The organism is uncultured Helicobacter sp. (assembly GCF_947367035.1).
GTDB lineage: Bacteria > Campylobacterota > Campylobacteria > Campylobacterales > Helicobacteraceae > Helicobacter_D.
Genome location: NZ_CANBCA010000037.1, coordinates 1 through 11,859, shown reverse-complemented (window position 1 = coordinate 11,859; position 11,859 = coordinate 1). Strand labels below are relative to the sequence as shown.

General features: G+C 36.0%; 12 protein-coding genes. 10 read left to right on the top strand and 2 right to left on the bottom strand.

The genetic code is table 11. From position 1 onward, the window contains the following. Positions 1-75 precede the first annotated feature (75 nt). From Q0Y61_RS08995 to Q0Y61_RS08965, 7 genes are all read left to right on the top strand, one after another. A complete protein-coding gene (locus Q0Y61_RS08995) occupies positions 76-939 on the top strand; it encodes an HDOD domain-containing protein (protein ID WP_297814271.1) in 864 nt (287 codons plus the stop codon). After that, positions 932-3,088 (top strand): ribonuclease R family protein, encoded by a 2,157-nt coding sequence (locus Q0Y61_RS08990; RefSeq protein WP_297814272.1) that lies wholly within the window; start codon positions 932-934, stop codon positions 3,086-3,088. The genes Q0Y61_RS08995 and Q0Y61_RS08990 overlap by 8 nt, the downstream gene beginning before the upstream one ends. Further along, on the top strand, positions 3,028-4,101 hold the full coding sequence (locus Q0Y61_RS08985) for a DNA polymerase III subunit delta (protein WP_297814270.1): 1,074 nt from the start codon (positions 3,028-3,030) through the stop codon (positions 4,099-4,101). Before Q0Y61_RS08990 ends, Q0Y61_RS08985 begins: the two co-directional genes overlap by 61 nt. Positions 4,102-4,181: 80 nt before the next feature. After that, positions 4,182-4,568, top strand: a complete 387-nt coding sequence (gene rpsF / locus Q0Y61_RS08980) for a 30S ribosomal protein S6 (protein ID WP_297814269.1) — start codon at positions 4,182-4,184, stop codon at positions 4,566-4,568. A 22-nt stretch (positions 4,569-4,590) separates the two neighbouring features. Further along, positions 4,591-5,121 carry a single-stranded DNA-binding protein gene (locus Q0Y61_RS08975; protein ID WP_297814268.1) on the top strand — a complete coding sequence of 177 codons (531 nt, stop codon included), beginning with the start codon at positions 4,591-4,593 and terminating at the stop codon, positions 5,119-5,121. 10 nt (positions 5,122-5,131) lie between these two features. Then, a complete protein-coding gene (gene rpsR, locus Q0Y61_RS08970; protein ID WP_026944503.1) occupies positions 5,132-5,389 on the top strand; it encodes a 30S ribosomal protein S18 in 258 nt (85 codons plus the stop codon). Positions 5,390-5,583: 194 nt separating this feature from the next. Beyond that, the gene (locus tag Q0Y61_RS08965) at positions 5,584-7,113 is read left to right on the top strand and encodes a YifB family Mg chelatase-like AAA ATPase (protein WP_297814267.1); all 1,530 of its coding nucleotides are present in this window, start codon (positions 5,584-5,586) and stop codon (positions 7,111-7,113) included. 86 nt (positions 7,114-7,199) lie between these two features. On the opposite strand, the gene flhB is transcribed toward Q0Y61_RS08965, so the two are convergent. Together flhB and Q0Y61_RS08955 are read right to left on the bottom strand one after the other, a co-directional pair. Next, positions 7,200-8,270, bottom strand: coding sequence for a flagellar biosynthesis protein FlhB (flhB, locus tag Q0Y61_RS08960; protein WP_297814266.1), 1,071 nt, complete (start codon positions 8,268-8,270; stop codon positions 7,200-7,202). A gap of 1 nt (position 8,271) precedes the next feature. Next, positions 8,272-8,976, bottom strand: coding sequence for an NTP transferase domain-containing protein (locus Q0Y61_RS08955; protein ID WP_297814265.1), 705 nt, complete (start codon positions 8,974-8,976; stop codon positions 8,272-8,274). Between the two features lie 43 nt (positions 8,977-9,019). On the opposite strand from Q0Y61_RS08955, the gene moaA reads away from it, so the two are divergent. The 3 genes from moaA to Q0Y61_RS08940 all read left to right on the top strand — a co-directional run. After that, on the top strand, positions 9,020-10,018 hold the full coding sequence (moaA, locus tag Q0Y61_RS08950; RefSeq protein WP_297814264.1) for a GTP 3',8-cyclase MoaA: 999 nt from the start codon (positions 9,020-9,022) through the stop codon (positions 10,016-10,018). A 170-nt stretch (positions 10,019-10,188) separates the two neighbouring features. Continuing rightward, positions 10,189-10,626 carry a DNA starvation/stationary phase protection protein gene (locus tag Q0Y61_RS08945; RefSeq protein WP_297814263.1) on the top strand — a complete coding sequence of 146 codons (438 nt, stop codon included), beginning with the start codon at positions 10,189-10,191 and terminating at the stop codon, positions 10,624-10,626. Positions 10,627-10,811: 185 nt separating this feature from the next. Continuing rightward, on the top strand, positions 10,812-11,859 hold a 1,048-nt coding region (locus Q0Y61_RS08940), incomplete at its 3' end, for a cache domain-containing protein (protein WP_366517299.1).

Sequence of the window (11,859 nt, the reverse complement as noted above, 5' to 3'; positions counted from 1 at the left end):
ATTCTTTGATTCTTTGATTCTTTGATTCTTTGATTCTTTGATTCTTTGATTCTTTTAAATTTGGAATTAATTTTTATGTTACAAGATATTCAATTAATGAAAGATTTTATAATCAATGAAATTGATGCGTTGCCGCCACTTCCTCAAACAATTTCTGAATTGCAAAGAGTTTGCGCACACGAAAATTCAAGTATCAAACAAGTTGCTAATATCATTGAACAAGACCCTTTTTTGACAATGGATTTAATCAAGAGTGCAAACTCCCCACTCTATGGTTATTATCGGGAAATCAATTCTGTCTTGCAAGCCGTTTCAATGTTTGGAATCTCTACATCAAAAGGATTGGCGATTGCTAATGCCATTAAGGCAAAATTTGTGATAGATTTAACTCCTTATAGACTAGATGTCAATCAGTTTGTTGAGGTTTCTAATATTAAAAATGCCTTTTTATATCGGTGGCAAAAAAGGCAAGTCCATTTACTTGAAGTTTTAGTCCCTTGTGCTCTGACTATGCACATCGGTATGGTAGTAATTTCAAATTGTTTAAAACAAGCAAAAATTCAAGAAGAATTTATGCAAAAGATTAATCCCGATTCATTTTTAGAAATTGAGAAAAGTATGCTTGGTTACGACCAATTTGAAGTTTTAGAACATTTGTTTGAGCATTGGGGTTTTGAAGAGACGATGGTGCAAGTAATGCATCATTTAAAGAACCCTACTCTAAAAGAAGAATTGAAAATTTATATCTACCCTTTAAGAGTGTTGAATACACTTATTAGCCCTTATGAAATTGCAAGTAAAGAACAAATCCAAGAAGCAAGGGATTTGGTGCAACGATACCACTTAGATTTGGAGAGTTTTGACGCAACTTTAAAAGATATGCGACTAGATAGAGAAATTGATTCCTCCAAAGAGAATTATTCTTTAATTGATGAATGAGTTTTTAAACCTTTTGCACGCTGGGATTCCACTAGATTTTAAGCTTGCAGATTCTTTTAAACAAACCTTGGAACTGCTTTTGCGCTTTGATGTGCTGACTTTGCACAAAAACCGCTATTTTTTGAAAAAATCCTTTCGCATTGGCAGAGTAGAATTAACACGCACTGGTTATGGATTCGTCTTGCCACTACTAAAATTAAGTGAGCAAGATTGGCTTGTAGAAAAAAATATGCTAAAGAGGGTGCAAAAGGGCGATATTGTATTAGCCAAACTGCTCAACAATTCTCATCACTCTAACCGCCCTCGCGCAAAAATCCTAACCATTTTAGAATCTAAAGATAAATTTGTCCTTTGTTATCTTGAAAAATACAAGCTAGATTGTATCGCAATTTCAATTCCTAATGAGATTCCTTATAAAATCAAAGCGAGTCAAAAATCGCTCAAAACTCTACCCTCTCATACGATTCTAAAGCTTAATCCCAAAAATGGCGAAATCTTGGAGATTTTAGGCACATTAGAAGACCCAAAAATTGATGAAACTCTAACGCTTTGCCTCTATGACCGACAAGAATCTTTCAATCTCAATGCGCAATTACAGGCAGAGAGATTCAAAGAAGTTCGCTTAAAAGACTTCAAAGAACGCACCAACTGCACACATTTACCCTTTTATGCAATAGACCCAATCGGGGCAAAAGACCACGATGATGCGATTTACTTTGATGCGGATTCCTCTATGCTTTATGTCGCAATTGCTGATGTAAGTTATTACGTGCAAGAAGAATCTCCATTAGATTTAGAGGCAAAGAATCGCGGCTTTAGCATTTATTTGCCGCACAAATCTATTCCAATGCTGCCCCGCACTTTGAGTGAGAATCTCTGCTCCTTAAACGAGGGTAAATTGCGGCTTGCAATGGTTTGGAAAATTCGCTTGCATAAACGCACCAAAGCTGTGCTAAATAGCGAATTATTTGAAGCAGTGATTAAAGTGCGGCAAAAACTTACCTATGAAGCAGTAGATGAATTATTAAAAAGTGGCGCAAGCAAACAAATTTTACCTACACTAAAAAAACCGATTTTAAATCTTTATGCACTAACCCAAAAATTACGTGCCAAACGTTTAAAATTTGGCTTTGATTTTTTGAGTGATGAAAAATTAATGGAACTAGATAAAAACTTGGAACTAAAAAACATTAAAATAGAATCCCAAACACCTAGTCATCAGCTCGTTGAAGAATGTATGCTTTTAGCAAACACTGAAAGCGCGAAACTACAAACTAAAAAGACGACACAAAATGATGAAACCCTAAAACTAGGCATTTATCGTGTTCATTCACAGCCAAAGCCCGATGCAATCGCAGAACTATTTGCAAAACTTAAGGAAATAGGTATTTGGGAAAAGGCAATTCCACGCAATCCCAAAGCATTTCATCAGGCTATTTTGAAAGCGCAACAAGCCGCAAAACTTACAAACTTAATAAGTGAAGTGGATAAACTCATTATCCAATCTATGCCACAAGCTCTTTATGCTAGCCACAATATCGGACATTTTGGATTAGGATTTGAAGCTTATAGTCATTTTACCTCGCCAATTCGCCGTTATAGTGACTTGCTTTTACATAGAATCCTAAAGGCAAAAATCAAACTTTGCAAAGATTGCAGAGAATCTTTACCTTTACTTTGCGAAGATTTAAGCCAAAAGGAGCGCGAAGTTGCAAAAATAGAAATGGATTTCAAAGACCGCAAATTTGCGCGATTCCTAAACCATAGAATCGGACAGGCATTTTTAGGCTTCATTTTAAATGACTCTACACCCAAACTTATCTCTCTTACCGCACCCCCTTTACAGGGTGCACGTGTCATTAGCCTCAAAGGTGAGGGGGTTCAATACCAAAAAGTGCGCATTCAAATTATAGATGTAAATATCGCAACAGCAAAAATTTATGGTAGAATCGTAGAAAGCTATGATGAAAGTTTTGGGATTCGAAGTGAACAAATCTCTAAATATCTTTTTGCCAAAATGTATCAAAGAGAAAAACAAACCAAACAAAGAGCCAAAGAGAAAGCACAAAGTATCTCCAAAGCAATCCAATGCAACAGAAGGAATCCCTATGCCAATCCAAAATTTCTCCATCAGCGCAAGAAGAAATAATGTATAAAAAAGAGCTGGAAACAAAACTTACTAACAAAGCAGAAATACGCGCAATTCTACTTTATGGTGAAGAGATATTTTTAATTGGCTATTATGGAGAAAAAATTGCGCAAAGCCTCCTTGCAAAAGGGTGTGAAAAAAATAGTTTTTATTTTAGTGAATTTGATTTTCAAAGCGCACTTGAATGCTTCTCACAAGGCTCACTTTTTGGTGATGAAGCACTTGTTTGGATTAAAATAGACAAAAAAATCCCCAAAAAGCAGCTAGATTCTTTGATAAATTCCTTATTGAAAAATGGCTTTGGTTATTTAATCATAGAATTTTATCAAGCAGAAAACAAAAGCATAAGCGAATATATGGCTGACGCACGTGCAATGGCTTCAAGCTTTTCTCCAAGTCTTGCAAAATCTGGTATTTTTGAGGTGCGATTCTTTACCCCAAACTTAAATGAGGCAATGATGATTTTAAAAGAATATGCGCAGAATCTTAAAATCCAAATCTCTGATTTTAACTTACGCAAAATCCTTGAACTTCAAAATTTTGATTTAGGATTAAGTATCGCAGAACTCAAAAAATTCGCAATTTTTGACCAAGAAATTAATGCAGAAATCGTAGAGGGCTTGGGATTTAGCTTAGGCAGTGTGAAGCTAGAGGAGATTTTAGAATCTCTACTACTTAAAAAACCTTATTTTGATAAACTATCACATTTTTTAGAACAAGGCTTTGAAGAAGTGGCACTCATTAATGAGGTGCAAAAATATTTTTTTGTCTTATTTTTATTTTCAAGCCATATTAGAATCTATGGCGAAGCTACATCACAAGAGGTTTTAGGCTACAAACTACCTCCTTTATTATTAGAACAAAAAAAACATTTTGCGATTCTATTAAGAGAATCCCAATTTGAATCTATTTTCTATGTGTTGAATGCTTGGAGAGAGGATTCCTTAAAGGGTGCAAACAAAGGCAATGGATTTTTGAATACTTTAATAAAAATTCAAGCAATTTTAAGATAGAATTTGTTCCTTTACGTTATTGTAAATTTTAAATCCTTGCTCTTTTGAGTTGCAAAAGGGCAAATCCATAAGGAGACTTTATGCGTTTCTATGAAACTATGTTTGTGGTCAAACCCACTCTCACACAAGAGGAAATCACCCAAAAGATTGATTTTTATAAAACCGCTATTATCAACAATGGTGGCGAAATTAGTGCAACCTTGGATATGGGTATGCGCAACCTTGCTTATGAAATCAAAAAAAACAAACGAGGCTATTATTTTGTCATTTATTTCAAGGCAGAGCCAAAACTTGTTTTAGAATTAGAACGTCTCTATCGCATTAATGAAGATATTTTACGCTTTATTGTGATTAAATACGAGAGCAAAAAGGAACAAAAAGCTTGGGAGATTTTGGTAGATACGGCTATTAACAACAAAAAATCTGCTCCACTCAAAGAGGCAGAAGAAAAGGCTCCCCAAGAATAAGGGTAAGCTTTAAGGATATTAAATGTTTAACAAAGTCATTTTAGTAGGAAACTTAACACGAGATGTAGAACTACGTTATTTACCTAGTGGTTCTGCGTTAGCTAAACTCGGGCTTGCAGTCAATCGCCGCTTTAAAAAACAAGATGGTTCGCAAGGCGATGAAGTCTGCTACATTGATGTAAATCTGTTTGGACGAACTGCTGAAGTGGCAAATCAATACCTTAAAAAAGGTTCTTCTGTATTGATTGAAGGGCGTTTGGTATTGGAGAGTTGGACAGATAATGGCGGACAAAAACGCAGCAAACATAGCATTACTGCTGAAAATATGCAAATGCTAGGCTCAAGAAATGAAGGTGGAAACTACGGAAATAGCGGAAACTATGGGGGCAGTAATTATCAAAATCATAGCTATGATGAGAGTGTGCAAGGTAGTAATAGTGGCTACAACCACTACGAAACACAAAATATTCAGCAAAATGCTCCAAAACCAAAAAAAGCTAAAGACAACGAGATTCCTGTAATTGACATTGATGATGAAGAAATACCATTTTAAAGGATAAATTATGGCAGAGAAAAAAAGATATTCTAAACGATATTGCAGATACACAGAAGCAAAAATTGATTTTATTGATTACAAAGATGTTGAAATGCTTAAGCATTCACTTTCTGAACGTTACAAAATTATGCCTCGCCGACTAACAGGTAACTCTAAAAAATGGCAAGAACGTGTAGAAGTTGCAATCAAACGCGCTAGACAAATGGCTTTGATTCCTTATATTGTAGATAGAAAAAGAGTGGTTGAAAACCCTTTTAAAATCTAACACGACTTTACACTTATTATTGCCATTGCGTCATTACGAGATTCCGCAAGGAATCGCAAAAATTAAGAAGTTAAATTCTATCAAAATTGTGTTACTATTTGATTCATACAAAAAATAATTTTGTAAAATCCGCTACTTTATGTTTGCAATTCTTATAAACTTCCGATACACTGGAACCTAAAACAAGGAAAAATATGGGATTAAACCTACTTTATTGTGCGGCACAAGTAGGACTTGAAGCAAAAATTGTAGAAGTAGAAGTGAGCTTCACACGTGCATTGCCCTCCTTTAGTATTACCGGACTTGCAGGTAATGCGATTCAAGAATCCAAACAGCGTGTGCAATCCTCTTTACTTGCTAATCACTTCAAATTTCCACCATTAAAAATTAATGTCAATCTCTCCCCATCAGATATTCCAAAACAAGGTAGCTTTTATGATTTGCCTATCGCATTATTAATTGCACTCAATGGCACTTCTAGTCTTAATGAAATCACTGAATCAAATCTAGAATCTAAACCTAAAAAAACCTTTGCTTTTGGGGAACTTGGGTTAGATGGACGCATTAAAGATAGCCCCTCTATCTACCCTTTGCTTTTCTCTCTTTTAAGTGACAAAGAACAAGCCGATTCCTTCTTTTTGCTTCCTAAAGTCGCGCAGGAATTTTACTCCAAACTCCCGAACTTAAAAGCTTATTATGTGGATTGCCTCCAAGAGGCGATTGAAACTTTACAAAATTTACCACCTTTAGAATCACACCTTTGCGATTTACCTTTTTTACACCAAGAGATTGCGGGAGAAAAATATTATTATACACAAGATTTTCCGCTTGATTTTCACAATATTATTGGGCAAGAACGTGCCAAACGCGCCGCACTCATTGCAGCCTGCGGATTCCACAATCTTCTGCTTGAGGGAAGTGCAGGAAGCGGTAAAAGTATGATTGCTACAAGGATTCCTTACATTCTACCCCCCTTAACACTCTATGAAATCTTGCAAATGGCGGCTAATACACTTGAAATCTCTCCACACCGACCTTTTCGTAACCCACACAATAGCGCAACCAAAGCCGCCATATTAGGAAGTGCTATTGGGCAAAATATCAAACACGGAGAAATTGGTATGGCTCATCTTGGTGTCTTGTTTTTAGATGAGTTACCTCACTTTCCAAAAAGCATTTTAGAATCCCTACGCGAACCATTGCAAAATCATCATTTTACCATTTCACGCTCACAGGCAAAAATCACTTATCCTACAAATTTTATATTTGTGGGTGCAATGAATCCTTGTCCTTGTGGCAACCTCTTAAGTCTTAGCAAAGAATGCCGCTGCAATCAAAAGGAAATCAACGCTTACAAATCCAAAATTTCCGAGCCATTTTGGGATAGGTTGGATTTGTTTGTGCAAATGCAAGAGGGCAACCAAAGCACGCACCAAGTAAATTCTATGGCTTTACAAAACTCTGTCTTGCAGAGCTTTGCGTTTCAAAGAAGGCGCGGACAGACTTGCTTTAATTCTCGTTTGCAAGGTGCAGAGCTAGAAAAATACTGCACATTAGATTCCGCGACACAAGAAACCCTAGAAATTGCGTGTGAAAAGTTTGGAATCTCCAAACGAGGATACGATAAAATCTTGCGTGTTTCACGCACAATTGCCGACTTAGAATTAAGTCCAAAGATTCAAAAGCAACATTTGCTAGAGGCTTTAAGTTTTCGTAAAATTTGATTTCTTAATATGTGAGATTCCACTTATAGAATCGTGGCACACATTCCGATAATTTTGTAAGCGTGGGCAAAATTCTTTACAGATGATTAACTCGCCTTTCTTCTGCGCTCATCATTGATTTTTTGGACTTTGATTAACACTTCTACCATTGCTTGATATAGTGTTTCTGGAATCTCCATATCCAAATCCACATCTTTATACAAAGCACGGGCTAAAGGTGGATTTTCTATAATTGGGATTTCGTGTTCTTTGGCGATTTCTTTAATGCGTTGAGCTAGGAAATCCGCCCCTTTGGCTAACACACGGGGCGCACGTTCTTTTTGACTATCATAACGCAAAGCCACCGCATAATGCGTAGGATTGGTTACAACGACATCGGCACTAGGGAGATTTTGCATCATTCGTTTGCGTGCAGCTTGAAACATAAGCGAACGAATCTTTCCTTTAATTTGCTGGTCTCCTTCCATATTTTTAAACTCATCTTTTACCTCTTGTTTGCTCATACGCAAAGACTTAAAATACTGGTAACGTTTAATCAGATAATCCACACTCGCCATTACCATAAAAAACGCAAGCAAGATTCCAATCAAAATCAACGCTTTATCACGAAACCATAGCATTTGGTCTCCGATAGGAAATAGTGCAACAGTAGTAAGCTCGTGCATAAACCCAATAAAAACAAAAAATGCAATGACAAAGGCGGTCATTACTTTAAAAGTAATTAAGAATCCATCAAGGAGTTTTTTAAGAGAAACAAGATTCTTCATTCCGCTAATGAAATTCAGCTTTTGCAATTTTGGCTGAATTGCTTTAATCGTTAGCAAAAATCCACTTTGTGCGACATTAGCAATCACACCAATTAGCATTAAAGATCCAAAAATTGGCGCAAGCAGATAAAGAATCTGAAGCACAAGAGAAATAGCAATAGACATTGCATTCTCTCGTGTTAAATCTTGAGAAAATTGCTGATAAATTTGCTCAAATACATTACTCACGCCTTTGACCCAAAAGCTAAAGCATAAAAAAATAAGCACCAACCCCATAGTAAGCCCCAAAAACGCATTCACATCAGGACTTTTTAGAACATTTCCTTCCTCTCGTGCTTTTTCAATCTTTCGTGCGGAGGGAGCTTCAGTTTTTTCTTGTTCATCTGCCACTTTATGCCTTTATTTGAAGTTGAATTTGTTTTAAAGCCTCTTGATACTCTTGGGGCGTATTAAGATTCTGTGTTTTATCCTCTCCTATTTCTACAAATTGTGCATTGATTTTTTCTAAAAGGCGCATCAATTTATATTCCTTTTTAGTAATTTGTTCTTTAATGAGTGAGAGAGATTCTAATGTATAAACACCTAATAAAGGATGAATTTTAATATTTTTAGCAAAAGTTGGTTTGTGATTCTCTCCAAAAGTGCGTAAAATCAACCTGATAGAATCATAATCCAAAAAGGGTGTATCAATACTCATCACAAAAACATCACATTGCAAAAATTCTAAAATACTCTGCAAGCCAAAAATTGGTGCGAATTGCTCTTTGGAGAAGTCTTGCAAATCTCTAGCATTTCTTAGAGGCAATTCTTTTGTGTTTAAATCTAAAATAGTCTCCATCTTAAATGCGTTTGGAATCGCAACCTTAGCAGAAAAATATAAATTTACAAACCATTGTTGTAAGCGTTTTACTTGGAAGTCTGCTAAAGTCTCTTGTGCTTTTATATCCAACAACAATTCTTGCTTTAACCGCCCCATTCTTGTGCCTGTGCCACCACATAAAAGGACACAAGGCATTAAAAACTTTGTCAAAATAGCCCCTAAATTACAAAAACTTAAAAATACACGAAGTTTTGGCAAAATTATAGCTTTTTTCATACTCTTTTGGTAGGATTCTAAATTTCAAATTTCAGGAGCAAGTGTGTTAGTAGATAGTTTCGGCAGGACGATTGATTATATGCGGATTAGCGTAACAGAGAGGTGCAATTTCCGTTGCGCCTATTGTATGCCAAATATGCCAATGGACTTAGGAGATGAAAAAGAAGATGTGCCATTAGAATCCGTATTGCATTTCGTCAAAGTCGCCATTAATGAAGGAGTAAAAAAGCTTAGAATCACGGGTGGAGAGCCACTTTTACGCTCTAAAATCGTTGAATTTATTGCGCAAATCTGCACCCTCGCACCACACATTGACATTGCGCTCACCACTAATGCTTTTTTGCTTGCCCCACTTGCTAAACCTTTAAAAGATGCGGGATTAAAGCGAATTAACATCTCTCTAGATTCCTTGCAAAAAGATAGAATCCTTTGCATTTCCAAGAGAGATGGACTAGCAAAAATCCTAAAAGGAATTGAAACTGCGCACGCGATTGGACTTAAAGTCAAGCTCAATATGGTTCCGCTCAAAGGCATCAATGAAGATGAAATCCTCGCTATCTTAGAATATGGTATGAAACTTGGCATAATGGTGCGTTTCATTGAATATATGGAAAATTCGCACGCTAAAGGTGGAATCGCGGGATTAAAACTTACTGAAATCTTAGCAAAAGTCCAAGAAAAATATTCTACACAAATTTTTGAAAAGGAAATCATCGGACCTGCAACGCTTTTTAGAATTCCACAAAAAGAGGTCGAAGAGAGATTGGGGGTGCAACGGAATCTTGATTATATTTTTGGCGTCATTGCCCCGCATAATGACAACTTTTGCAAAACTTGTAACAGAATCCGACTAAGTAGTGAGGGCAAACTCATTCCTTGTCTTTACCACAATAATGCAATAGATATTAAAGAGGCAATGTTACGAGGAAATTCAGAGGAAATTTTATCGCAACTAAAGATTTGCGTAGAAAATAAGCCAGAAAAAAACGATTGGAATGAAAACATTATCTCTCAAAGAGCATTTTACCAGACAGGTGGATAATTGACAATTAATTGTTTTTAAACGCCCGTTAAAGCAGATTTAGAGATTTCATCACGACACTCCTTGCTATTATATTCGCTTTTATAAAAGGAGGTGAGGCTATCAATAATTATTTTTCCTTAAGAATCCCCTCTGTATAATTATAAATATTTTATTTCAAGGAGATAACAATGAATAAAGTTGTTCAAACATTAAAGCAAATTCAAGCAGATTCAGCAGTATTTTATATCAAACTTCATAATTATCACTGGAATGTTAAAGGTCCGGATTTCCACCCTGCACATACGGCATTAGAAAAAATGTATGATGAGGTTACAGACCAAATGGACGAAGTAGCGGAACGTGTCATTCAAATCGGCGAAAAACCTTTTGTAACCTTAAAAGATATGTTGGCTGCTAGCAAAATCAAAGAGGACAAAGGCACAAGCTTTGATTCTAAAACTATCATCAAATCTATTTTGCCAGATTATGAGTATTTTTTGAAATCTTTTAAAACTCTTTCGGATTTAGCTGATGAGGCTGATGATAAAGCGACCGCCTCATTAGCAGATGAAAAAATCGTTGGCTTAGAAAAAGCAATTTGGATGCTCAAAGCACAACTTGCATAAACCGACTTCAATTCTTCAAGAGATTGCTTTGGCAATCTCTACCAAACTACTCCATTCTTTCAATCTTTAAACAGCAATAAAATAAATCATTTAAACACAAATTTAAGATATTTCACAAAGAATTTTTGATAATATAGTATGTTTAACACCGTATTTAAATTCTTTAACAAGGTAAAGGGTATTTTATGAAAGCTACTTTGGTTACAAAAATTGCAGGAGTAATCGTGATGACCTTTGTTATTATGATTAGCATCAGTGCCGTTACAAATTACAGAAACACCATAGATGATTCTGCAAAAGTGTATCATTTGTTGCAGGAGAGTATTTTAAAGGCTTCTTACACAACTATCAATATCACAATGAATATTGAAGCGGAACAACATTTGAAATTTATAGCAGAACAACTTAACCATATTCAACGTGATGATTTCGCTTCAGTTCGTAGAGCATTATCAGGTGTTCAATACACCGTAAAATATCCTGATATTTGGGTAGTATATGAAGACAATGGGGACTTTATTGATGAATGGCTAGAAGACAAAGCTCCTGCCAGCTTTAGCAATACTCTCACTCCAATTCCCTCCGCATACAAAGATATGCGGGAGGCTCAATGGTATGTGCAAGCCAAACAAAAAGGTGGCTTCATCGTAACTCCTGCTTATCTTTCTAAAGGTGGTAAACTTGCAGGGCAGCATTTAGCAACTGCGGCATTACCTTTCTTTCAAGAAGGTAAATTCGCCGGAGTCATTGCAACGGATATTCCTTTAGATTTATTCCAAGAAAGATTTAAAAACTTTGATACTCCAGACTTCCCAAGCCTCAATATTTATATTTTAGACCAAAATGGTGAAACTGTCTCTCACGAGATTACAGAACTTGTGCTAGATGGCAAAGCAACACCACAAGAAATCGCTATTGTAAAAGCTGCAAAACAAAATCCACACAATGTTATTAATCTAGTAGATCATACAAATACAGAACGAATTGCGCACTATCAAGTAATGCCTTTTGGTTGGATTATGGTTGCAAGTGCAAATTACGAAGATTACACAAAAGCAGCTAATATCACGGCTTTGAAAAACTTAGGAATTAATGCGGTATTAATTGTTGTCGGTTCTCTTTTACTCTATTTTACCATTAAGTTTTTCCTAAAGCCACTAACACAAATTACGCGGGGACTCACCCACTTCTTCTCCTACCTCAACCACAATACAAACACTGCAAACCTTATCC

Coding starts and splice junctions, on each gene's coding strand:
- Q0Y61_RS08995 (WP_297814271.1), top strand. CDS start 76: ATGTTACAAGATATTCAATTAATGAAAGATTTTATAATCAATGAAATT.
- Q0Y61_RS08990 (WP_297814272.1), top strand. CDS start 932: ATGAATGAGTTTTTAAACCTTTTGCACGCTGGGATTCCACTAGATTTT.
- Q0Y61_RS08985 (WP_297814270.1), top strand. CDS start 3,028: ATGCAACAGAAGGAATCCCTATGCCAATCCAAAATTTCTCCATCAGCG.
- rpsF (WP_297814269.1), top strand. CDS start 4,182: ATGCGTTTCTATGAAACTATGTTTGTGGTCAAACCCACTCTCACACAA.
- Q0Y61_RS08975 (WP_297814268.1), top strand. CDS start 4,591: ATGTTTAACAAAGTCATTTTAGTAGGAAACTTAACACGAGATGTAGAA.
- rpsR (WP_026944503.1), top strand. CDS start 5,132: ATGGCAGAGAAAAAAAGATATTCTAAACGATATTGCAGATACACAGAA.
- Q0Y61_RS08965 (WP_297814267.1), top strand. CDS start 5,584: ATGGGATTAAACCTACTTTATTGTGCGGCACAAGTAGGACTTGAAGCA.
- Q0Y61_RS08955 (WP_297814265.1), bottom strand. CDS start 8,976: ATGAAAAAAGCTATAATTTTGCCAAAACTTCGTGTATTTTTAAGTTTT.
- Q0Y61_RS08945 (WP_297814263.1), top strand. CDS start 10,189: ATGAATAAAGTTGTTCAAACATTAAAGCAAATTCAAGCAGATTCAGCA.